Raw genomic sequence first — 21003 nt, forward strand, 5'->3', positions numbered from 1 at the left:
TCGCTTCATCTGCAGGAAAGGCAAGGCTAGCTGGCCTGTAAGCCGGGTTCTGTATGGCCCGCTTGCGCGGACGTGGCGACCATTCATCTGGGGCCACCGTCACCGGTGACCTCAACGCAACCAACCCGGACGGCAGCGCGGAAATGCGCTCCGGCGCGTCCGAAGACCGCCGCGGCCGTCCCTATTCGGTCTTGCTCCGGGTGGGGCTTGCCATGCCGCTGCCGTTACCGGCCGCGCGGTGCGCTCTTACCGCACCCTTTCACCCTTACCTCGGCAAGCGAGCCTGCCGAGGCGGTTTGCTTTCTGTGGCGCTTTCCCTGAGGTCGCCCCCGCCGGCCATTAACCGGCACCCTATTTCCGTGGAGCCCGGACTTTCCTCCATTCCCAGGTCGAGACCTGGCAACAGCGGCCGCCCGGCCAGCTAGCCGCGCCTGTGTGACGCCAAGCGTCAGCGGCGTCAACAAAGAAAACCGGCGCCCACCGATAGGATGGACGCCGGAAGTTGTGTCTTTGGGAGGAAATGGGAGAACCATTCGCCAATGACATTAGCGCCGGCCGGACCGGCACGCTGTGCGAAAAGTCACATCATCGCCTGCTTCGCCAGGATGAGGCTGCGCAGGGTTTCGATGGTGGAAGCGTCGCAGACGCCGTCGACCCTGGCCTGGCGAAAATGGCGCTGGAAGGCCGTCACCACCGCCTCGGTGAGCGTGTCGTAGATCCCGTTCACCTCGATGCCGTAACCATAGAGCGAGAACATCGCCTGCAGCGCCTCGATGGGTTGCCCGGCCTCGCCGGCGGAGAAAAAACGCCCTCCCTGGATGGCGGCAGGCTCTACGTGAAGGCCGACCCCTTCTCCGGCCAGACCTGCCCAGTCGAAGCGCTCGCCGGGATCGGTCTTGCGCAGGGGTGCAATATCCGAATGCCCGAGTACGTGATAAGGGCGAATAGCGTGGCGGCTGACAATATCGCGGCATAGGGCCTTGACCGCCGTCATCTGCACGGCGGGAAAATCCCGATAGCCCCATTCATGGCCGGGATTGACGATCTCGATGCCGATGGAACGGGAATTGATGTCGGCCATCCCCTCCCAGCTCGCCTGGCCGGCATGCCAGGCCCGGCGAGTCTCCGGCACCATCTGGACGATCCGCCCGTCCTCATCGACCAGATAGTGGCAGGAAACCTGCGAAGCCGGATCGGACAGCCGGGCCAGCGCCAACGCGCCATCGGGCATGCCGGTATAATGCAGGATCAAGAGAGCTGGCGACACGGGATCGAGGCGCTCGCCGTGATTGGGCGAGGCGACGGCATGGCTGGCGAGGGATGAATCGAGTTGCAAGGGCGGTCTTTTTGATGCGGCGGATGGAACGGCCGATCCGCTGTGTCGGCAGCAAAACCCCTTACAGCCAGTTGATGCGCTTGAGAACCCATAGTGTGACGATCGAAGTGACGGTAACGAAGCCCACGATGGTCGCAAAGGCCCAGCCCTTGTCGACGCCGGGAATGCCGCCGACATTCATGCCGAACAGGCCGGCCACCACGCTGGGCGGCAGCAGCAGCGCGGCAAGGGCGGCAAGGCGATTGGAATTATGGGCGATGCGCTCGCCGATCACGGTGGAAAGATCGTCATGCAGGATGCCGGTCCGGTCCCGGATCGCATCGAGATATTCGATGAAGCGCATCAGCTTGTCGATCACCTCGCGCAGGCGCAGCTTGTCGCGTTCATTCAACCACGGCGCGTCGTCATGCTCCATGCGATTGAGCGCATCGCGTTGGGGGGCGAGATAGCGGCGCAGCTGCACGGCGCGTCGCCTGAGCAGCTTCAGGCGCTCGCGCACCTCGCCGGCATCGCCCTGGAAGATCAGATCGTCGAGTTCGTCGACCTCCTCGTCCATGGCATCGAGCACCGGCTCAAGGTCACGCACCAGCTTGTCGCCGATCATCGCCAGGAGATCGCCGGAATGACTCGGCCCCTTGCCCTTGTGCAGCGCCTTGCGGATGTCGCGCAGAGCGGTGACATAGTGACCCTTGTCACGCAGGGAAATCACGCGATCGCCATCGACCCATAGATGCAGCGGTACCAGGTCGATGTCGGCAGGCTTCTCTTCCCCCTCCTCGGGCGAAGTCGCGCAGACGCCGCGCAGGATGATGAGCAGACCGTCATCGACCGGTTCCACACGCGGACGCGTTTCCTCTTCCAGGAGGGCGTCGGCGACCACCGGATCGAAATCGCCTCGGGTGTGCACCCAGTCGGCCGCCGCGGGATGATCACGCTCCAGGTGCAGCCAGAGCACACCGTCTCCGGGTTTCCAGGCCCTCGACTGCGCCATGTCGAGTTGGCAGCAGCCGCCCTTCCCATCGAGCAGGAGCGCAAAGCGCAGCCCCGGTTCGATACCATAGCTTGCCATCGGCGCGTTGACCGTTTCCATGCGGCCTCACCACAATCCGAGCGCGCAGGGCCTCCCGACGAAACCGAAAAGCCCAACCCGCACAAAAGCTTGCCCAGCCGGCCGGATTCACCTTATCCATTCGCGATCCGGTGGCAAGATCAATCAAAAGCATGATGATTCCTTTCTGACGCCCGTGCTGTTCCAGCCGGCCTCCCCCTCTTCTTCCCGCAAGCGATATGCCCATGCAGTTGACCATTGCCGAACTGACCGAGCGTTTTCCCGATTTCCGCGTCGCTGTCCTCGTGGCCGAAGATCTGGTTGTCGCCACCGGACGCCCCGGCCATCTCGATACGGCCATCCTGGCCTCGGAAGCCGCCTGCCGCAGCCAGCATGCAGGGCTGGAACTTTCCGCCATCCCGGGCGTCGCCGCCTGGCGCAGCGCCTATAAGGGTTTCGGCATCAAGAAGACCAGCTATCGCTCCTCGGTCGAGCGGCTGATCAAGCGCGTGCTGGCCGGCGATCGCCTGCCCGCCATCAACAATTTCGTCGACATCTACAACACGATCTCGCTGCAGCATGGCTTTTGCATCGGCGCCGACGATCTCGACAGGATCGCGCCACCGGTCGCCTTCCGCTTCTCGCGCCCCGGCGACAGCTTTCTCGACATGGGGGCCGAAGCCGGCGAGGATCCCAACGACCCGCCCAAGGATGGCGAGGTGGTGCTCGCCGATACGAGGCATGTGCTGTGCCGCCGCTGGAACTGGCGCCAGGACATGCGCTCGGCCATCACGCCGCAAACCCGGCGGGCGCTGGTGACGGTTCAGGCCAATGGCTGGGGCGAATTGGAGGAGGCCGCCAATCATCTCGCCGGCTGGCTCACTACCGATTGCGGCGCAAAGGTCTCGATCGCCTATGCCGACAGGAGCAATCCCACGGTTACGCCGGGTTGAGCGACGAATGCCTTTTCGCAGGGTGTTCTCGTGATCTTGCCGATCTCGAACCAATGACCTAGTGTCGACGCATGAACGCAAAGCGCATCACCTGCATGCATCCCGCCACGCACCTGCCTAGGGGCACGGGAAAGGTATTGCCGTAAGCGCGATACGATCGACCCATGAACCCTGCGAGGCGAGCAGGGTCCATGGCAGCCCGGCTCTCCCGCAAAAAGGAGAGTGACCATGTCCCCAGCCCTATACCATCCCTCCGATTCCCGGCCCGCACCGCCGGGGTTGTCGATACGTGCCACGCGTCTGGAGGATGTCGACGCGATCACCGCGCTCGCCAATCTTCCCGGCTATCGGGCCGGTACCCTTCGCCTGCCCTATCAGAAGCCGGAACTGGCTCGGCGCTGGCTGGAAGGCCAGGGGGCCGAGGCCTTCAATCTCGTCGCCGTCCTCGACGGCATTGTCGTCGGCAATGCCGGCCTGGACCGCTATGGCGGCCGGCGGAGCCATGCAGCAGGACTTGGCATGGGTGTCCACGACGACCATCGCGGCAAAGGTATCGGCACCGCGCTGCTGCGGGAGATCATCGACGCGGCCGATCAATGGCTGAGGATCGAACGTCTCGAACTGACGGTCTTTGCCGACAATCTGCGGGCCATACGCCTTTACGAACGGTTCGGTTTCGAGCAGGAGGGGTTCCTGCACAATTACGCATTCCGGGCCGGGGCGTTCGCGGATGCCCATTTGATGGCACGGTTGCGGGGTTGACCCCGCGCCCTGTCCCCGAGGACATCATGACCGAGGCAAGCATCATCCGGCAAAGCGCGATGCCGAGAACGCGGGAAAGCCTTGCCGCCGACCTGCGGACGCTGGGGGTCAGGGCCGGCGAAACCTTGCTCGTGCACAGTTCCCTCAAGGCGCTCGGCTGGGTCAATGGCGCCGAAACGGCGGTGATCCAGGCGCTTTGCGACGTCATCACGCCTGCAGGCACGCTCGTCATGCCGGCGATGTCGGCAGACCTCACCGATCCCGTCCACTGGGGCGCACCGCCCATCCCGCAAGCCTGGCATGAACCCGTGCGCCAATCGATGCCGGCCTTCGACCCCAAGCGGACGCCGACGCGGGGCATGGGCAGGATCGCCGAATTGTTCCGGACCTGGCCAGGGGTGTCGCGCAGCAGCCATCCCGCCAGCTCGCTGGCGGCCTGGGGGACGCAGGCCAGCGCGATCCTTCGCGATCAGCCTCTCGAAGACCCCTTCGGCGAGAACTCGCCGCTGGCAAGATTGTATGATCTGCAAGCCCGAGTGCTCCTGCTCGGGGTCACCTTCGAGAGCTGCACCGTGCTGCATCTGGCCGAACGCCGAACCTGGCCGCATCAGGCCTTGATCCAGGAGGGCGCTCCCTTGATGGTCGATGGCGAACGCCGCTGGGTGCGCTACGAGACACCGATCCTGCGTGTGGATCTTCTGGAGGATGCTGGACGGCATCTCGTCGAGACCGGCATCGCCCAAAGCGGCATCGTGGGATCGGCCCGGTCCTATCTCCTACCTGTCCGCGAGGCGGTCGATGCCACAGTCGCGCGCTGGCGTGGCATGGAATGAAGCACCGAGCCTTCCTGGAGCGCGGACATCGCAACGACATGCAGACATGTCGCGATGTCCGCACTTCGTCGTGCACGCACCTCGTTTGCCGGAGCGGACTAGTAGTCCGCGCTCCCGCTAAGCCGCCGCTTTTTCCACCTTCGGCCTGAGGCCGAGCAGATGGCAGATGGCATAGACCAGGTCGGCCTTGTTCATGGTGTAGAAGTGAAAATCGCTGACGCCGCGGTCGACGAGATCGAAGACCTGTTCGGCGGCGACGGCGGCGGCCACGAGTTTACGAGTGGCAACATCATTGTCCAGGCCCTCGAAACGATCGGCGAGGCGTTGCGGCACCTCGGTCCCGCAGCGCTCGGCGAAGTTGCGGACCTGGTTGAAATTCTGCACCGGCACGATGCCCGGCACGATCGGAATATCGATGCCCGCCTCGCGGACCCGATCGACGAAGCGCAGATAATGCTCGTTGTCGAAGAAGAACTGGGTGATGGCGCGCGTGGCGCCGGCATCGACCTTGGCTTTCAGGATATCGATGTCGAAGGCGAGCGACGGGCTTTCGGGGTGCTTCTCGGGATAGGCCGAGACGGAGACCTCGAAATCGCCCAGTGCCTTGATGCCCGCGACGAGGTCAGCCGAACTGGCATAGCCGCCCGGATGAGGTTCGTAGCGGGCACCGACGCCGGCCGGCGGATCGCCGCGCAGCGCCACGATGTGGCGCACACCCGCTTCGGCATAGCCGCGGATCACCTCGTCGATGGCCTCGCGCGTGGCCCCGACGCAGGTCAGATGCGCCGCTGGGCGGATATCTGTTTCCTGCACCATGCGCGCCACCGTGCCATGCGTGCGCTCGCGGGTGGTGCCGCCGGCACCATAGGTGACCGAGGCGAACAGGGGATCGAGCGGCGCCAGACGCTCGATCGCCTCCCACAGGGAGGCCTCCATCTCCGCGTTCTTCGGCGGGAAGAACTCGAAGGAAACCCGGATACCGCCGTGTGAGGGCAAGGCGTGACCAGCCATCACGCGACCTCCTGACCAAGAGTGACAGTGTCGGAAACCCGGCGCGGATCACGCCCGGTCCAGATCGATACGGTGAGGCTCGACGGCCCCTCCCCGGCATCCACCAGGCGCCAGCCATCCGGCCGCAGATGCGCGGCTTCCAGCCAGTGCTCGATGGTCTCGCGGGCAAATCCCAGACGACGATGCGCAAAATCCTCGCGCAGGAATTCGAGTTCGTGCGGAGCGAAATCGACGATGACCAGCCGGCCACCCGGGCGCAGGGCCCGCCCGATCTCGCGCAGGGCCTTGGCACCATCATCGAGATAATGCAGGACCTGATGCACGATGATGAGATCATAGGCGCCCGGTTCGACTGACAGCGCGAAGAGATCACCCTGCCGCACCACCGCGTTGCGGATGCCGTTGCGTTCCAGATTGGCCCTGGCGATCACCAGCATTTCGGCGCTGGCGTCGATGCCGACGGCCCGGGTCGCCAGGGGGGCGAACAGTTCGAGCATACGCCCGGTACCCGTGCCGATGTCGAGGAAAGCCTGGATGGGCTGGCTGCCGACCACATCGCGCAGCGCCGCCTCGACCGCCTCGTCGGGCGCATGCAGGGCGCGAATGCGATCCCAGTCGCCGGCATGGGCGCGGAAATAATCGGCAGCCACCGCCGCCCGCGTGCGCCTCACCTCGACGAGGCGGGAGCGGTCGCGGGCGAGAATACGGTCGCTGCGGTCGAGGCCCGCGAGAATCTCACCGAAAATCTCGGATTTCATCGTCCCTTCGGCCAGGCGGAAGAATGCCCAGGCGCCCTCGCGGATGCGCTCCACCAGCCCGGCCTCGACCAGGAGCTTGAGGTGACGCGAAATACGCGGCTGTGACTGGCCGAGGATCTCGGTGAGGTCGGTGACGTTGAGCTCGCCCTCCGCCAGAATGGCTAGCAGACGCAGGCGCGTCGGCTCGCCCGCCGCCTTGAGCGTGCCCAACACCGTCTCGAAAGGAGCCAAATTCGTCATTCCGCGCAACCACCTCTCACATAAAGATATGTTTATGTCATTTCCTAAAATGCGCAAGGAATTTGTTTTACAAGCGACGTCATAATGTGAACAGCCGACTTTTTGTGCCGGTAGACTGGCTAATTCACCCTCGCCCCTTCGAAACCGATTGCATAATGCAATTAGTTTGGGCATGGTAGGGAGAAGCGTGAGGGAGGTACCGATGGCCACGATTTTCTATGCCATGCTGATGTCTCTGGATGGCTATGTCGCGGGGCCGCAGCAGGAATTTGGCCTGCCGATCCCCCAGGCCGAGTTGCACCGGCATTTCAACCAGCTCATGCGACAGACTTCGGTCTCCCTCTATGGGCGGCACATGTATGAGGTGATGCGCTATTGGGACAGTCCCGAGCGCGAGCAGGACGCTGACGAGGTCGAGATCGATTTTGCCCATGCCTGGCGCGAGACGCCAAAGCTCGTCTTCTCGACGACATTGCGGGAGGTCGGGCCGAATGCAAGGCTGGTAAGTTCGGACGCCATGGCGGTGGTACGCTCGCTCAAGTCGGACAGCGATGGCCAGATCAGCGTCGCCGGCCCCACCCTCGCCGCCGAACTGGCACGATCGGGCCTCATCGACGAATACCGGCTCTATATGCACCCTATCGTCCTGGGCGGCGGCAAGCCCTATTTTCAGCAAGGCCTGTCGCTCGGACTGAAGCCGCTCGGCAATGAAAGCCTGCCCCAGGGCGTAACCTTGCTGCGCTATGCGCCCGCCAGCTGAAAGGCGAAACGGCATCCCCTCCGGGGAGGCCGGCTCAGCCCTGCCAGATCCATTGCTCGGGAACCCGCAGCTTGAACGTCTCTCCGCTCCGGATCGAACCGGGACGGTCGACAGTGGCGACCACACCGCGCAAGCGCTTGGCTGCGGCGGCAAAGCGCAGGGCCAGCCCCTCCTGCCCGATGAGGTGCCGTTCGACCTCGGCGCCGGCGATGCGGCAGGGATCGTTCTGGCCCATCACCGCAAGCACGGCGCCCGAGGGAAAGAACAGCCTGGAACCGCGCGGCAGGAAGGAGAAATCCGGCACGCCGCCCACGGCGAGATTGGCGCCGAGCCATTCCGGCTCCACGCGTTCGACGCCAAGATTGCCGGCGATCACCGCGAGGTCCTCCATCGAGACGATGGAAACCTGGCGCTCGTTGTGAATCGGCGCATTACGCTCGAACCACGGCACACGCACATCGGCAGGCCTGAGGAAGCCGGCATGCCGATCGCCCGGTATGCCCTCATGCGTGAGCACGAGCTCGGCAAGCCTTTCCGCCCCGATCGCATCTCCGCCGGCTACAGCGACCATGACCACCCGCCCCGCACGCTTGAGCACGGGCCTGACGGCGATGTCGGAGGTGGTGTTGATCAAAGGATCCGGCATGGTCTCACCTCGTCTGGCAGCATGGGAATCTCGGTCTGCCATCGAATCGGCAGCGACGCAAAGATGCCGCTCGATGGCTGGCCTCAACCCTCCTCGCCTGCGCTCACCAGCCCACAATCGCGCAGGATGCGGGGCATATGCCGCCGGATCTGCCAGCGTGTCAGCAGCACCAGGACGACCAGCATCGGCAGATTATCGAGAATGGCGCGGAAGAATCCGATCACCACATTGCCAATGAGGCCGCCGTCACCCAGAAAGGCCGAGACATCGCCACCCAGCAGCCCGGCAATCAGCATGGCGCCGTAATGGGAAATCGAGCCGGTGACCTGCAGCATCGGCGCGACATAGAACAGGAAGTTCAGCGCCCAGCCTACGGCGAAGACGAACAGGGCCACGGGAATGCCGATCCGCCACCAGACGGCAAAAACGACCTTCTTGATGATCTGTGTATCGCTCACGTCCTCGCCTCCGTTCCAGCGCGACCATGCCGGCTCAGGGCGGGCCGCGTCAAATCGGCGACAGTGGAAGGCGGGTCCGAAGACCCGCCCCCCCGATCACGCCCCGACCTTCACCGCATCGCGGTTGGCGATGCGGCGCTGCTCGACCGCCAGCGCCAGGCGTTCGAGGGCGACGACGGTGGTGTCCCAGTCGATGCAGCCATCGGTGATGCTCTGGCCATAGGTCAGCGGCTTGCCGGGCACCTGGTCCTGGCGGCCGGCAACGAGGTTGCTCTCGATCATCACGCCGATGATGCGATTGTCGCCTGCCGCAAGCTGCGTGCCGATATCAGCCAGCACCAGCGGCTGGTTCTCCGGCTTCTTCGAACTGTTGGCATGGCTGGCATCGATCATCACCACCGGCGACAGGCCGGACTTGGCGACTTCGCTGCAGGCCGCCTCGACGCTCGCCGCATCGTAATTGGTGCTCTTGCCGCCGCGCAGGATAATATGGCAATCCTCATTGCCTGACGTCGAGGCGATGGCCGAACGGCCATCCTTGGTCACCGCCATGAAGTGATGGGGTTGCGAGGCCGATTTCACCGCGTCGACCGCGATGCGCACATTGCCGTCCGTGCCGTTCTTGAACCCGACGGGGCAGCTGAGGCCCGAGGCCAGTTCGCGATGGATCTGGCTTTCGGTGGTCCGCGCGCCGATGGCGCCCCAGGCGACGAGGTCGGCGATATATTGCGGCGTGGTCATGTCGAGGAATTCGCAGGCCGCCGGCAGACCGAGATTGTTGATGTCGAGCAGCACCTTGCGGGCGATGCGCAACCCCTTGTCGATCTGGAACGAACCGTCGAGATCGGGGTCGTTGATCAGGCCTTTCCACCCCACCGTGGTACGCGGCTTCTCGAAATAGACCCGCATGATGATTTCCAGCGAGGAACCCAGGCGCTGGCGCAGCTTCATCAGGCGATCGGCATAGTCGAGGGCGGCCACCGGGTCGTGGATCGAACAAGGGCCGACCACCACGGCGAGACGATCGTCGCTGCCGCGCAGGATATCGTGCACGGCCTGCCGCGACTGCGTGACGGTGCGGGTGGCTTCCAGCGTGCGGGGATGCTCGCTCATCACGTCAGCCGGCGTGGTCAACGCCTTGATTTCACGGATACGAAGATCGTCGGTGGTGCTCAACATGGCCTGGGTTCCAGTCTCGGTTCGTTGGGGGTCTGGTAGGTCCCGGCCGGCGGCATAAAAAAACCGCCAGTCGGGCTGGCGGTTGTCTGGGTTTGATCTGTTGCTATGTTCAGATCGAGCGCACCCCTACCTCCGCCTGAGGCCTGCGAAAGCCAAAATACCAGTAAAAGGTGGGGGCGGATGCAAAGGTCATGGCAGGCATATAGCGACGGCGAAAGGTTTTGTCACGTATGAATTTGCCGGCAAGCAATCAGCTTCCCAGCGCCTGCACCCGTTCGGCAAACACCTGCCCGAGGGCGAGATGCGCGTCGGCTTCATAATGGATGCCGTCGATCGGGCTCACCTCGATCAGCGTGCCAACATCGAGAAATTCGGCACCGTGCCTGCGCGCGACCGCTTCGTAGAGGGGCGGCAGAGCCTGCGATTTTTCCACGCCGCCGGCGAAGAGCGATCCGAGGCAGCCGACTACGCGAATGGGCGGCGGACAGGCGATCAGGAGCTTGGCCGGTGGCCGATCGAGATTGGGCGCCGCGGCGATGATGCCGGCCAGGATGTCGACCCCGGCGGCAATGTCCTCCGGCGGTGCACCGAAGCGGGCCTTGAGGTCATTGGTACCCAGCATCAGCACGATGACGTCGAGCGGACGGTGGCTTTCGAGACAGGCAGCGAGATAGCGCCGGCCGTTCTTGTGGACGCCCTCGATGAGATCGTCGCGAATGGTGGTGCGCCCCGGCAGCCCCTCCTCGATCACATGCCAGGCATGGCCGAGGATCTTGCGCATCACCCCCGGCCACCGCGTCTTGCCGTCATAGCGGCGGGCCTCGTCCAGGCTGGCCAGAGGCGGCGTACCGAACGTGTTGGAATCGCCGAAACAAAGAACATTCTTCATGGGAACGACAAACTTTCTTCTGGGATCGCAGGCGTCTCGCCTGCTCTTGGAATTACCGCGCTTGGTATGAAGGGAATTGCAGGCGAGACGCCTGCTATCCCGGGATCTAGCGCTGCACCACGATGAAGAGCCGCGGAAAGGCCAGTACTACCTTGCCGTCGGTCCGCGGCGGATAGGCCTTGGCGATGCGCGCCGTATAGGCCTCCAGAAAGGCCGGCTGCTGGCCGGGATCGAGCGGATCGAGAAAGGCGCGCAGGCCGGTCGCCCTCAGCCAGGACACGATGGCCGGCGCATTATCAAGCACGTGATAATAGATGGTTCGCCAGATATCGATCGAGGACGCTTGTCCGGCGAACAGGTTGTAGTAGTCCTCGGCCGGCAGGATGCGCTCGCGGATGCGCGAGGCATCGCCGAGTCTGGCCGCCCAGGGGCCGTCCGCGGCCGTCTCGCGCATCAGGCGATGGGACGGCTCTGCCAGATTGTCGGGCATCTGCACGGCCAGCACGCCGCCCGGCGCGGTCTGGGCAAGCAGCCGCGGCAACAGCGCCGCATGTCCGGGAACCCACTGCATCACCGCGTTGGCGAAGATCAGTTCCGGCGGCTTTTCGGCCTGCCAGCTGGTCACGTCCCCCTGCTCGAAGCGCGCCGAAGGCAGGCGCTTGCGGGCCTCCGACAGCATGGTTTCGGAGGTGTCGATCCCGATCACCTCGGCAGCGGGCCAGCGCTTGGCCAGGAGCTCGGTGGAGTTGCCGGGGCCGCATCCCAAATCGACGGCAAGAGCAGCCGCCGCCAGGGGGACGCGATCGAGCAGGTCGCGCGCCGGTCGCGTGCGCTCGTCCTCGAAACGCAGATAAAGCGAGGGATTCCAATCGGCCATGAAAAATATCCTTGAATATTCGCCCCGACGAAGCGTCTAACGCGCCGTATCCGCCAGCGGAATTGGACCCGATGCTGCAGGTCTCATTGTCGCACCGCGAATGCTGAGAACAGGCACGCTTGTTCGGCACGATGCCACAGCACCGGCAGACGGAACGAGGCCGGCCGCATCAGGTGATCAGGAAGCCACCATCCACCGGCATGGCGACGCCGTTCACCATCGAGGCCTTGTCGCTGAGCAGAAAGGCGATGGTCTCGGCCACTTCCTCCGGCTCGAAGAAGCGTCCCAGCGGGATGCGCTGCAGCATGGGCGCGGCCTTGGCGGGATCGCTCCAGGCCTTCACCGCCATGGGCGTGAGGATCACCGTCGGGCAGATCGCATTGACGCGAATACCCTGGCGCCCGAGTTCGTTCGCCATCACCGTCGTCAGCGAGTCGAGCGCGCCCTTGCTGGCGCAATAGGCCGCGTGATCGGCAAAGCCGATCGAAGAGGAAATGCTGGATACGTTGACGATCGCCCCCTTCTTGCCGCGGGCAATCATGCTGCGCGCACATTCCTGGCCGAAGATCATGGCCGCGACCACGTTCACCGACATCAATTCCTGGAAGGCCTCGACGCTGGTTTCGAGGAAAGGCTCGAGCGTGGTGGTGCCGGCATTGTTGACCAGCCGGTCGACGGGCTGGATCGAACGGGCCACGGAGCGGACGGCCTCGGGATCGGCGAGGTCGACGGCATGGATCTCCGCCCCGGTCTCGGCGGACAGGCTTTCGAGCTCGGCCTGGTTGCGCCCGATGGCAATGATCTCAGCGCCCCGCGCCGCCAGCAGCTTGGCGGTGGCCCGCCCGATGCCCTTGGTTGCTCCCGTTACCACGATACGCTCGCCGGCAAATTCCATCGCGTCCTCCCGCATGTTTGGCGGCATGGTAGCGGGCGGGAGGCTGCTGACAAGTCTGACAAATCAAAGTCAGGAAATTTTGGATCGGCACGATAGCGTTTTGCGACTCAACGGAGTCACTTCGAATCGCAAAGACGCTTGAGCCAATCTTTCGGATTGGCTTGGGAACAAGGAGCTAGAGCAAAGGGACGTTCACACTTGAACGCACTTTGCTCTAGCTTTGGCGCGCCTCATGGGCTATTTCCCGCGGCCCTCTTCCCCATCGCCGGAGCAAAGCGCGTTCAATCCTGGACGCTTTACCTGCTCTGCCCTCAGCTTCGACGCGTCCTTGCGATTCTTGTCGGCCCCGACGGATCGCAAAACGCCCTAGGAGGCCTCATGCCGCCCCAATCCCCAGCAACGGGACAGAGCGCCCCTGTCTCTATCGGCATCGACTTCGGCACCAGCAATACGGTGGTCGCCTTTGCCCATGCCGACGGCCACACCGAGGCGCTGAACTTCGAGCATGGCGGCCAGGGCCTGAACCATTTCGTCACGGCCCTGTGCTTCTGGGACGAGCGCCGCCCGGGCAAGTCCACGATTCGCGTCGAGGGTGGGCCCTGGGCCATCGAGCAATTCGTCGAAGCGACGACCGCCCTCCGCTTCATCCAGTCCTTCAAGAGCTTTGCCGCCAGCGCCACCTTCCAGGAGACCCGCATCTTCCGCGAGCGCTTCCGTTTCGAGGACCTGCTGGCGACCTTCCTCAACACGCTGGTCAAGCATGCGGACGGCCGGCTCGATCTGTCGGCGGCCAACCTCGTCATCGGCCGTCCCGTGACCTTTGCCGGCCGGCAGCCCGATGACGATCTGGCCATGCAGCGCTATCGGACCGCCTTCGAGCGCCTCGGCGCCAGCAGCCCCACCTACGTCTATGAGCCGGTGGGCGCGGCCTTCTTCTATGCCCGCCAGCTCAAGCGCGACGCAACCGTGCTGGTCGCCGATTTCGGCGGCGGCACCAGCGACTTTTCGATCATGCGTTTCGAGCAGGTCGCCGGCCAGTTGAAGGCCGAACCCCTCGCCCATTCCGGTATCGGCATTGCCGGCGACGCCTTCGACTATTCGATCGTCGACCGCATCGTCTCGCCGCGCCTGGGCAAGGGCGGGCGCTTCCGCTCCTTCGACAAGGAACTGTCGATCCCCAATCACTATTATGCCAATTTGGCGCGCTGGCACCAGCTCGCCATGATGAAGACCAATGGCGATCTCAAGGGCTTGCAAGACCTGGCCAAGGTCGCGGTGGAACCGGAAAAGCTCGAGAAATTCATCGAGATCGTCGAGTTCGACATGGGATTTGCGCTCTACAGCGCCGTGTCCAAAGCCAAGATCGCCCTCTCCAGCCAGGACGAGACCGAGTTCCGTTTCGCCGGCGGCGACATCGAGATCTCGGCCGCGCTGAAGCGCCGCGATTTCGAGCGCTGGATCGCCGGAGACGTCGCCCGCATCGAGGCGAGCCTCGACGAGGGCCTCAGCCGGGCCAACACCCGGGCCGAGGAGATCGAGCGCGTCTTCCTCACCGGCGGCACCTCCTTCGTGCCGGCCATCCGCAAGCTCTTCGCCGAGCGGTTCGGCGAAGAGCGCCTGGTCTCCACCGACCAGTTCGAGTCGATCGCCTACGGCCTAGCCTTGATCGGGCAGGACAAGCAGAAGGAGCGCTGGGAGGTCAGGAAGGCGGCTTGAGAAAAATATCCAAGACTCTGGCTATCCAGCAGTTGCTCTTACAAACTGGCTCGCGAACTTTACATTGTAGGCGTGAAAGTTGCCTTCCGGCGTTATGACCAGTTCGGTGACGTTGGAGCGTTGGAATGTGTCCTCATTTGCAGCATCGTCAATTTTAAGGCTTATCGTAACGGCGCCATCGTCTTTGGCTATAAGCTTGTAATCGTACGGGATTTTTTGCCCGAAGCAGGTAACTTCGCTACCGTCCACGACCAACTCAGTCGATGGGTCGTCCATGTCGACCCAATGGCCTTGCATTTCGACGGGGAGTGGTGCCTCACGCTCAAGTCGTTCCATTCAACCCTCCAAGTCATATTCTCGGAGCTTATGAAGGGGCGAGAATGTCCGCAACCTCGGTGATTGCTGAATAGCAAATACCGTGAGGCTTTTCGTAAGTTCAGGCCGAAATCTAGGGCAACGGCATTTACCGGCCCTGAAGGGATATCGAAGATTGGGCCCGCAGCTGTTGGTAAAAAGAGAGCGGCACGTCATCGGGTGCGCTTTGCAGCAGGCCGATCTGAAGAACGGCCTGCCGATTTTCGACCTCTCACCTAGAGAACTTCTTGTACTGGATGCGCTTGGGAATGGTGGAATCGATGCCGAGGCGCCGCTTCTTGTCTTCCTCATAGGCCTCGAAATTGCCCTCGAACCACTCGACATGGCTGTCGCCCTCGAAGGCGAGGATGTGGGTAGCGAGGCGGTCGAGGAAGAAGCGATCATGCGAGATGATCACGGCGCAGCCGGCATAGTTCTCCAGCGCCTCTTCCAGGGCCCGCAGCGTTTCCACGTCGAGGTCGTTGGTCGGTTCGTCGAGAAAGAGGACGTTGGAACCTTCCTTCAGCATCTTGGCGAGTTGCACGCGGTTGCGCTCACCGCCCGAGAGCACGCCGACCTTCTTCTGCTGGTCGCCGCCCTTGAAGTTGAAGGCCGAGGTGTAGCCACGCGAATTCACTTCGCGCTTGCCGAGATAGAGGATCTCGTTGCCGCCGGAGATCTCTTCCCACACCGTCTTGTTGGGGTCGAGCGCATCGCGCGACTGGTCGACATAGCCCGGCTGCACCGTATCGCCGAAGGTGATGGTGCCGGCATCGGGCTTTTCCAGGCCGAGCAGCATGCGGAACAAAGTGGTCTTGCCGGCGCCGTTCGGGCCGATCACGCCGACGATGCCGCCGGGGGGCAGCGAGAACGAGAGATCGTCGATCAGCAGGCGATCGCCGAAGGCCTTGGAGACGCCCTCGACCTCGATGACCTTGCCGCCGAGGCGCGGACCGGTCTGGATCATGATCTGGGCCGTGGTCGGGCCCTTCTCGTTGGCCTTGGCGAGCAGGTCCTCATAGGCGTTGATGCGGGCCTTGGACTTGGCCTGGCGCGCCTTCGGGCTCGCGGCGATCCACTCCTGTTCGGCGGCCAGCTGCTTCTGGCGGCTCGCTTCCTCGCTCTTTTCCTGGGCGAGGCGCTTCTGCTTCTGCACCAGCCAGGTGGAGTAGTTGCCCTCATAGGGAATGCCGCGGCCGCGATCGAGCTCGAGGATCCAGCCCGTGACGTTGTCGAGGAAATAGCGGTCATGGGTGACGATCAGGATCGCACCCGGATAGGTGCGCAGATGGCCTTCGAGCCAAGCCACCGTCTCGGCGTCGAGATGGTTAGTCGGTTCGTCCAGCAGCAGGAGTTCCGGCTGTTCGAGCAGCAGGCGGCACAACGCCACGCGGCGGCGCTCACCGCCCGAAAGCGTTGAAACGTCGGCATCGTCGGGCGGGCAGCGCAGCGCGTCCATGGCCTGGTCGATCTGGCTGTCGAGGTCCCAGAGATTCTTGGCGTCGATCTCGTCCTGCAGGCGGGTCATCTCGTCCGCCGTCTCGTCCGAATAGTTCATGGCCAGTTCGTTGTAGCGGTCGAGGATCGCCTTCTTGGCGGCGACGCCGTCCATGACGTTCTCGCGCACGCTCTTGTTGGGATCGAGCTGCGGCTCCTGCGGCAGATAGCCGACGCGGGCGCCTTCGGCCACCCAGCCATCGCCGGTGAAGTCCTTGTCGATGCCGGCCATGATGCGCAGCAGCGTCGACTTACCCGAGCCGTTCACGCCGAGCACGCCGATCTTGGCGTCCGGGTAGAAGGACAGATGGATATTGTCGAGGACCTTCTTGCCGCCCGGATAGGTCTTGTTCAGACCCTGCATGTGGTAGACGAATTGATACGCGGCCATTGCTGCCTGCTCGAGCTTTCGTGGAAAGGGGATTGGGGCGGTGTGTAGCCGAGCGGGGGCAGCGGGGCAAGGGCGCAGCCGTAATTAGCGCGCAGCCCTGCCCGCGAATGGGGCTACCGCCAGAAACGGAACAGATAATAGCCCAGCGCCACATAGTTCGGATAGATGTCGAACAAGGCGGCAAGCCTGTAGACCGCGTTCCAGATCGCCCCGCTGACCTGGGTGGTGAACAACAGGAACAGGAAGCCCATCATCGCCAGGGGTGCGATGGCGTTGGCCTGGGCCTGCATCTCATAGGGCAGATAGGGCCGGATGATCGCAAAGCCGTCGAAGCCGGGAACCGGCAGGAGGTTGAGCACCACGGCCGAGGCCTGCAGCGCGGCGAGGAAGGCCACGCCGGCCCAAAGCTGGGGCGAGCCCATCGTCTCCGGCAGGCCGATGAGGAAGGGCAGCCCCAAAGCGATCAGGCAGACGAGATTGGCCATCGGCCCGGCCAGGGCCACGAAGGCATCCCAGTGCCGGTTCTTGAGCACGGCCCGGTTGATATAGACGGCCCCGCCCGGCAGGCCGATGCCGCCCAGGATGAGGAAGAGCAAAGGGAAGCCGAAGCTGGTCAACGGGTCGGCATAGGCAAGCGGATTGAGGCTCAGATAGCCCTTCTCCACCACGGACCGATCCCCGCCCCAATAGGCGGCGAGCGCATGCGCCCCTTCGTGCAGGCATAGCGAGATCAGCCAGCCCGAGACCACGAAAGCGAACACGGCAATGCCTGAATCGAACCAGCCCGTCGCCAGGCTGACGGCCGTCACCAGGAAGACGGCGAGGATCGGGAGGAAATTGGCGCTCAGGCGCCAGGGCATCGCCGCAACTCTGGACAAGGGGAACTCGTTCTCGAAAAAAGGTTGCCCTATTGTGGGAAGTTGCGCCTCGTTTCGCAAGGGCAGGCATGGCGCTCAGATGCGCAGCCCCGCCCCGACGCGCCGGAGGATCCAGTAGAACAACGCCGTCGCCGCCGCGCCGATCAGGATGGCGAACCAGAACCCTCCTTCCGTCTCGAGGAAGGGCAGATCCTTGGTGTTCATGCCGAAAATGCCGGCAACGAGGCTACCAGGCAGCAGCAGGGCCGTCAGGATCGAGAGGGCGCGCAGCGAGCGGTTGGTCTCTTCGGCCAGCCGCGCCCCGACCTCATCCTGCAAGAGCTTGGCCCGTTCCTGCAGGGTGAGGATGTCGTGATCGAGCGATTCCAGCCGGTCGGCCAGGCGTTCGGCCGCAATCGGCAGGGCCGGCTTGTCGGCCTCGTCCGAACGTTCCTCCCAATCGCGCAGCACATGGCCGAGCGAAGAGAGCTGGCGGTGGACCCGGACCGTCATGCGGCGGACTTCGATCAGCCGGACCCGCTCGGTGGCGGCCATGTCCTCGACGACGCGGTCTTCGGCGGTATCGAGCTCGTCGGTCATGCCGGCGACGCGACGAGCGACCGAATCACAGAAGCGATCGATGATCGTCTCGATCAGACGGCCCGCGGCGGGCAGGTTGAGCCCCTTCTGCACGGCACGATGGATCTCCTCGACCGAACGCAGCGGATGCCGACGCCCCGAAATCACCAGCCTCTCGTTCAGCGCAAAGCGCAGGCGGCCAAGATGGTCGCTCTCCCCGCCGAGCTCGCTGTGAAAATCGGCGATGACGCCGAAGATGACGTGGTCGATCGTGTGCAGGCCAAGCGGTTCGTCCTTGGCCAGGAACAGGGCCCGCACCTGTTCGGGAAGATCTTCGAAGGAAGACAGCCAATCCCGGGCGAGCCGATCGGTCAGGCTGAAATGCAGCCAGAGCCAGCCATCCTCCGCCGCCAGCGCTGCCGGCACGTCGCGCGGATCGATCGCTTCGGGCTCGTAGCCCTCGCGAAAGCGGTAGGCCCAAATCAGGCCGGCGATGGCCGCCGGCACGAAATTGACGCCCGGCAGTTGTTGCTGCTGAATACTGTCCATGGCGCCTCCGCCAAGCGGTCCACGCCTCCCCACCCGAGGCCCGAACGCCGCATAGCTTCAAGTTCAGGCAACGCCCCGCCCCTGGGATAGCCGCCTGGAATGACGGGGCTAGATCAACCATGTGACAGAGAGATGACAGTCGCGTAGCGACTGTCATGCAGGGCTGGCGACCTGCTCCAGCAGGGCGGACAGGCCAGGCTCCTCGACCAGAAGAGCGGCGTCCCCCGGGGCGAACCAGCGCACTTCACGCTCGTTCATCTCGCGCCAGACCGGCAGATGGCCGGTGACGTCGAGACGATAGACGAAGACGCGGACGAGATCGAAATGCAGATCGCGGCGCTTCCAGTAGAGATATTCGCCAACCGGTTCCTTGCCGATCTTGCCAAGCAGCCCTGCTTCCTCTTCAGCCTCGATGGCGGCAGCGCGGCAGTCCTTATGGCCCTTCATCGGCCATCCCTTGGGGATGGTCCAGCGCCGCGTTTCCCGTGTGGTCACCAGGCAAACCTCGATCTTCCCGCGCTGGATCCGCAAGGGCAACGCACCGACCTGGCGAAGCTCCGTGGCTGCAACGGGTGACTTGAGAGGATATTTGTCGACTCTGGCCATGTAACGTGAGGAAACTCCAACACTGCACTCGGCAGCTCTACTCATACCGCAAATATATCAAATATTCCTTAGCATTCGCGTGCCTTTGCACACCAACTTTGTTCTACCACTTTCGAACAAGCGCGTTTCCTCAATAGGCAACGAACTTGCGGGCAAGTTTCCAGGCGTCCTCTGACAGCTGGTCGTTCTGGTCTGACAAGACACCACATAGACCCTTATGTTGTTATTTTTTTGTCGTATGCAATCCCTTTCTCCTGCAACGATGCCGTCTTGTTGCATTGCAATAGAAACTACGGGAGGCGAACGAATAGCCGATCTGCTCTCCCTGGAGACATGTGCGTCATGTCGGTGCAATTTTGCTGTTTCATTGTGAATAACCATCATATTACCGAACAGTACAGGGTCGAATGCGGCAGCATTGTGTTGAAACTCCTCATCGCTTCGCTTATGGCGAGTGGACTGGGCGGCTTTCGATTCGGGCGAGATGTGCACAAACGCACGTCGTGCATGATGATGGCCGGCTAGGGGTTCGCCGCCGGCGCATTCTCACCTGTGCCGCAGCACCACGAAGTTTTGGGCGATCCAAAACCGACCTTCCACGGTGAGGAAAGGAAGCCCCATGAGAAAAATGTTGCTTGCCGCCGCTTTCGGCTCTCTCGCTCTCGCCCTCGCCTCCTGTGGCGGTGGCAGCTCGAGCTGCACGGTCGAGGCTATTACCCAGAAGGGCAAGGACCTGACGGAAGCCATGACCAACGCCATGAAGGATCCGGCCAAGGCTCAGGCGAACGCACAGACTTGGGCTCAGAAGGCGCAGGAGCTGCTCACCAAGGCCCAGGCTGCCCAGTCCGCCGGCGGCAAGCCGACCGACGAGCTCTGCAAGGCCTATGACGAGCTGATCGCGGCCGTCAAGAAGTAAGCCTCCTCCGGCTAGACCGGCTCGATGTGGCTCCGAGGCCCGCCTCGGAGCCTTTTTTATTGGTCAGATGAAAACGCCTGGCTGCCTGCCGGCCCAAGCGATAGCTTGATGGCGGGAGGTTCGCCATGCTCACTGATATTTTCGACCTGACGGGGCGGATCGGCCTCGTCACCGGCTCCAGCCAGGGAATCGGCTTGGCCATTGCCCGCGGACTGGCCGGCGCCGGTGCGACCGTCGTTCTCAACGGCCGCAACCAGGCCAGGCTCGATGCCGCCGCCCGCCAACTCACCGAAGAAGGCCTGACCGTGGAGACGGCCGCCTTCGACGTCACCGACCCCGCCGGCGTGGAAACGACGATCTCGGCCATCGAAGCCCGCCATGGCCGCCTCGACATCCTGGTCAACAATGCCGGCATCCAGCGCCGGGCCCCTTTCGTGGACTTTCCGCTCGACGCCTTCCGCGACGTGCAATCCACCAATGTCGAGGGTGTCTTCCTGGTCGCACAGTCCGCGGCGCGCGGCATGATCGCACGGCGTTCCGGCAAGATAATCAACATCTGCTCGGTGATGAGCGAACTTGGCCGCGCCAACATCGTGCCCTATGTCGCTGCCAAGGGCGCCGTGCGCACGATGACCAAGGCCCTGTGCGCAGAACTCGCTCGCTACAATATCCAAGTCAACGGCATCGGTCCGGGCTATATCGAAACCGAGCTCAACACGGCGCTGATGCAGGACGCTGCCTTCTCCGCCTGGGTCGAGGCGCGTACGCCGGCGGGACGTTGGGGCAAGGTCGAGGAGTTGGCCGGAGCCGCCATCTTCCTCGCCGGCAATGCCTCCAATTTCGTCAACGGCCACATCCTCTATGTCGACGGCGGCCTCACGGCCTGTGTCTGA

Annotated in this window: 22 protein-coding genes and 1 other RNA gene; 7 read left to right on the forward strand and 16 right to left on the reverse strand. The window is 63.5% G+C overall.

What is annotated here, in order from left to right; all coding sequences use genetic code 11:
• Nucleotides 1-22: 22 nt before the first annotated feature.
• The 3 genes from rnpB to ABXS05_RS05975 all read right to left on the reverse strand — a co-directional run bounded on the left by rnpB (nt 23) and on the right by ABXS05_RS05975 (nt 2426).
• Nucleotides 23-425, reverse strand: an RNA gene (gene rnpB / locus ABXS05_RS05965) — RNase P RNA component class A.
• A 155-nt stretch (nt 426-580) separates the two neighbouring features.
• Nucleotides 581-1336, reverse strand: coding sequence for an N-acetylmuramoyl-L-alanine amidase (locus ABXS05_RS05970; protein WP_367623241.1), 756 nt, complete (start codon nt 1334-1336; stop codon nt 581-583).
• 61 nt (nt 1337-1397) lie between these two features.
• Entirely contained in the window at nt 1398-2426 is a 1029-nt protein-coding gene (locus tag ABXS05_RS05975) for a CorA family divalent cation transporter (RefSeq protein WP_367623242.1), read from the reverse strand.
• A gap of 203 nt (nt 2427-2629) precedes the next feature.
• Here ABXS05_RS05975 and ABXS05_RS05980 point away from each other — a divergent pair, with 203 nt between their 5' ends.
• The 3 genes from ABXS05_RS05980 (at nt 2630) to ABXS05_RS05990 (ending at nt 4932) form a co-directional block, all read left to right on the forward strand.
• Nucleotides 2630-3337 (forward strand): B3/B4 domain-containing protein, encoded by a 708-nt coding sequence (locus ABXS05_RS05980; RefSeq protein WP_367623243.1) that lies wholly within the window; start codon nt 2630-2632, stop codon nt 3335-3337.
• A 228-nt stretch (nt 3338-3565) separates the two neighbouring features.
• Nucleotides 3566-4099 (forward strand): GNAT family N-acetyltransferase, encoded by a 534-nt coding sequence (locus ABXS05_RS05985; RefSeq protein WP_367623244.1) that lies wholly within the window; start codon nt 3566-3568, stop codon nt 4097-4099.
• A 26-nt stretch (nt 4100-4125) separates the two neighbouring features.
• Nucleotides 4126-4932, forward strand: a complete 807-nt coding sequence (locus tag ABXS05_RS05990; RefSeq protein ID WP_367623245.1) for an AAC(3) family N-acetyltransferase — start codon at nt 4126-4128, stop codon at nt 4930-4932.
• A gap of 117 nt (nt 4933-5049) precedes the next feature.
• On the opposite strand, the gene metF is transcribed toward ABXS05_RS05990, so the two are convergent.
• Nucleotides 5050-5943, reverse strand: coding sequence for a methylenetetrahydrofolate reductase [NAD(P)H] (metF, locus tag ABXS05_RS05995; RefSeq protein ID WP_311941752.1), 894 nt, complete (start codon nt 5941-5943; stop codon nt 5050-5052).
• The gene (locus tag ABXS05_RS06000) at nt 5943-6941 is read right to left on the reverse strand and encodes an ArsR/SmtB family transcription factor (protein ID WP_367623246.1); all 999 of its coding nucleotides are present in this window, start codon (nt 6939-6941) and stop codon (nt 5943-5945) included. The genes metF and ABXS05_RS06000 overlap by 1 nt, the downstream gene beginning before the upstream one ends.
• Nucleotides 6942-7143: 202 nt before the next feature.
• On the opposite strand from ABXS05_RS06000, the gene ABXS05_RS06005 reads away from it, so the two are divergent.
• A complete protein-coding gene (locus ABXS05_RS06005; RefSeq protein WP_367623247.1) occupies nt 7144-7701 on the forward strand; it encodes a dihydrofolate reductase family protein in 558 nt (185 codons plus the stop codon).
• Between the two features lie 34 nt (nt 7702-7735).
• Here the strand turns inward: ABXS05_RS06005 and ABXS05_RS06010 are convergent, their stop codons facing one another.
• The 6 genes from ABXS05_RS06010 to ABXS05_RS06035 all read right to left on the reverse strand — a co-directional run bounded on the left by ABXS05_RS06010 (nt 7736) and on the right by ABXS05_RS06035 (nt 12645).
• Nucleotides 7736-8347: an MOSC domain-containing protein gene (locus ABXS05_RS06010; RefSeq protein WP_367623248.1), complete on the reverse strand. Its 612-nt coding sequence runs from the start codon at nt 8345-8347 to the stop codon at nt 7736-7738.
• 83 nt (nt 8348-8430) lie between these two features.
• Nucleotides 8431-8805, reverse strand: coding sequence for a hypothetical protein (locus tag ABXS05_RS06015; protein ID WP_367623249.1), 375 nt, complete (start codon nt 8803-8805; stop codon nt 8431-8433).
• Between the two features lie 96 nt (nt 8806-8901).
• A complete protein-coding gene (locus ABXS05_RS06020) occupies nt 8902-9984 on the reverse strand; it encodes a 3-deoxy-7-phosphoheptulonate synthase (protein ID WP_367623250.1) in 1083 nt (360 codons plus the stop codon).
• A gap of 250 nt (nt 9985-10234) precedes the next feature.
• Nucleotides 10235-10873, reverse strand: coding sequence for an SGNH/GDSL hydrolase family protein (locus tag ABXS05_RS06025; RefSeq protein ID WP_367623251.1), 639 nt, complete (start codon nt 10871-10873; stop codon nt 10235-10237).
• Between the two features lie 106 nt (nt 10874-10979).
• On the reverse strand, nt 10980-11750 hold the full coding sequence (gene tam / locus ABXS05_RS06030; protein WP_367623252.1) for a trans-aconitate 2-methyltransferase: 771 nt from the start codon (nt 11748-11750) through the stop codon (nt 10980-10982).
• Nucleotides 11751-11919: 169 nt separating this feature from the next.
• Complete coding sequence (locus ABXS05_RS06035) at nt 11920-12645, reverse strand: SDR family oxidoreductase (RefSeq protein ID WP_367623253.1); 726 nt, start codon at nt 12643-12645, stop codon at nt 11920-11922.
• Nucleotides 12646-13023: 378 nt separating this feature from the next.
• Between ABXS05_RS06035 and ABXS05_RS06040 the strand changes: the two genes are divergently transcribed.
• Nucleotides 13024-14361 carry an Hsp70 family protein gene (locus ABXS05_RS06040; RefSeq protein ID WP_367623254.1) on the forward strand — a complete coding sequence of 446 codons (1338 nt, stop codon included), beginning with the start codon at nt 13024-13026 and terminating at the stop codon, nt 14359-14361.
• 21 nt (nt 14362-14382) lie between these two features.
• Here ABXS05_RS06040 and ABXS05_RS06045 read toward each other — a convergent pair whose 3' ends face one another.
• From ABXS05_RS06045 to ABXS05_RS06065, 5 genes are all read right to left on the reverse strand, one after another.
• A complete protein-coding gene (locus ABXS05_RS06045) occupies nt 14383-14697 on the reverse strand; it encodes a hypothetical protein (protein ID WP_311941782.1) in 315 nt (104 codons plus the stop codon).
• 250 nt (nt 14698-14947) lie between these two features.
• Nucleotides 14948-16603: an energy-dependent translational throttle protein EttA gene (gene ettA / locus ABXS05_RS06050; protein ID WP_311941785.1), complete on the reverse strand. Its 1656-nt coding sequence runs from the start codon at nt 16601-16603 to the stop codon at nt 14948-14950.
• A 113-nt stretch (nt 16604-16716) separates the two neighbouring features.
• On the reverse strand, nt 16717-17481 hold the full coding sequence (locus tag ABXS05_RS06055) for a site-2 protease family protein (RefSeq protein WP_311941788.1): 765 nt from the start codon (nt 17479-17481) through the stop codon (nt 16717-16719).
• A 75-nt stretch (nt 17482-17556) separates the two neighbouring features.
• Entirely contained in the window at nt 17557-18588 is a 1032-nt protein-coding gene (locus ABXS05_RS06060; RefSeq protein WP_311941791.1) for a transporter, read from the reverse strand.
• Nucleotides 18589-18741: 153 nt separating this feature from the next.
• The gene (locus ABXS05_RS06065; protein WP_311941794.1) at nt 18742-19194 is read right to left on the reverse strand and encodes an NUDIX hydrolase; all 453 of its coding nucleotides are present in this window, start codon (nt 19192-19194) and stop codon (nt 18742-18744) included.
• Between the two features lie 619 nt (nt 19195-19813).
• Between ABXS05_RS06065 and ABXS05_RS06070 the strand changes: the two genes are divergently transcribed.
• The gene (locus ABXS05_RS06070) at nt 19814-20110 is read left to right on the forward strand and encodes a hypothetical protein (protein ID WP_367623255.1); all 297 of its coding nucleotides are present in this window, start codon (nt 19814-19816) and stop codon (nt 20108-20110) included.
• 125 nt (nt 20111-20235) lie between these two features.
• Nucleotides 20236-21003 (forward strand): glucose 1-dehydrogenase, encoded by a 768-nt coding sequence (locus ABXS05_RS06075; protein WP_367623256.1) that lies wholly within the window; start codon nt 20236-20238, stop codon nt 21001-21003.

Origin of the sequence: Labrys neptuniae, from assembly GCF_040797145.1 — a bacterium.
Taxonomy (GTDB): Bacteria; Pseudomonadota; Alphaproteobacteria; order Rhizobiales; family Labraceae; genus Labrys; species Labrys neptuniae.

Coding starts and splice junctions, on each gene's coding strand:
- ABXS05_RS05975 (WP_367623242.1), bottom strand. CDS start 2,426: ATGGAAACGGTCAACGCGCCGATGGCAAGCTATGGTATCGAACCGGGG.
- ABXS05_RS05980 (WP_367623243.1), top strand. CDS start 2,630: ATGCAGTTGACCATTGCCGAACTGACCGAGCGTTTTCCCGATTTCCGC.
- ABXS05_RS05985 (WP_367623244.1), top strand. CDS start 3,566: ATGTCCCCAGCCCTATACCATCCCTCCGATTCCCGGCCCGCACCGCCG.
- ABXS05_RS05990 (WP_367623245.1), top strand. CDS start 4,126: ATGACCGAGGCAAGCATCATCCGGCAAAGCGCGATGCCGAGAACGCGG.
- metF (WP_311941752.1), bottom strand. CDS start 5,943: ATGGCTGGTCACGCCTTGCCCTCACACGGCGGTATCCGGGTTTCCTTC.
- ABXS05_RS06000 (WP_367623246.1), bottom strand. CDS start 6,941: ATGACGAATTTGGCTCCTTTCGAGACGGTGTTGGGCACGCTCAAGGCG.
- ABXS05_RS06005 (WP_367623247.1), top strand. CDS start 7,144: ATGGCCACGATTTTCTATGCCATGCTGATGTCTCTGGATGGCTATGTC.
- ABXS05_RS06010 (WP_367623248.1), bottom strand. CDS start 8,347: ATGCCGGATCCTTTGATCAACACCACCTCCGACATCGCCGTCAGGCCC.
- ABXS05_RS06020 (WP_367623250.1), bottom strand. CDS start 9,984: ATGTTGAGCACCACCGACGATCTTCGTATCCGTGAAATCAAGGCGTTG.
- ABXS05_RS06025 (WP_367623251.1), bottom strand. CDS start 10,873: ATGAAGAATGTTCTTTGTTTCGGCGATTCCAACACGTTCGGTACGCCG.
- tam (WP_367623252.1), bottom strand. CDS start 11,750: ATGGCCGATTGGAATCCCTCGCTTTATCTGCGTTTCGAGGACGAGCGC.
- ABXS05_RS06035 (WP_367623253.1), bottom strand. CDS start 12,645: ATGGAATTTGCCGGCGAGCGTATCGTGGTAACGGGAGCAACCAAGGGC.
- ABXS05_RS06040 (WP_367623254.1), top strand. CDS start 13,024: ATGCCGCCCCAATCCCCAGCAACGGGACAGAGCGCCCCTGTCTCTATC.
- ABXS05_RS06045 (WP_311941782.1), bottom strand. CDS start 14,697: ATGGAACGACTTGAGCGTGAGGCACCACTCCCCGTCGAAATGCAAGGC.
- ettA (WP_311941785.1), bottom strand. CDS start 16,603: ATGGCCGCGTATCAATTCGTCTACCACATGCAGGGTCTGAACAAGACC.
- ABXS05_RS06060 (WP_311941791.1), bottom strand. CDS start 18,588: ATGGACAGTATTCAGCAGCAACAACTGCCGGGCGTCAATTTCGTGCCG.
- ABXS05_RS06065 (WP_311941794.1), bottom strand. CDS start 19,194: ATGGCCAGAGTCGACAAATATCCTCTCAAGTCACCCGTTGCAGCCACG.
- ABXS05_RS06070 (WP_367623255.1), top strand. CDS start 19,814: ATGAGAAAAATGTTGCTTGCCGCCGCTTTCGGCTCTCTCGCTCTCGCC.
- ABXS05_RS06075 (WP_367623256.1), top strand. CDS start 20,236: ATGCTCACTGATATTTTCGACCTGACGGGGCGGATCGGCCTCGTCACC.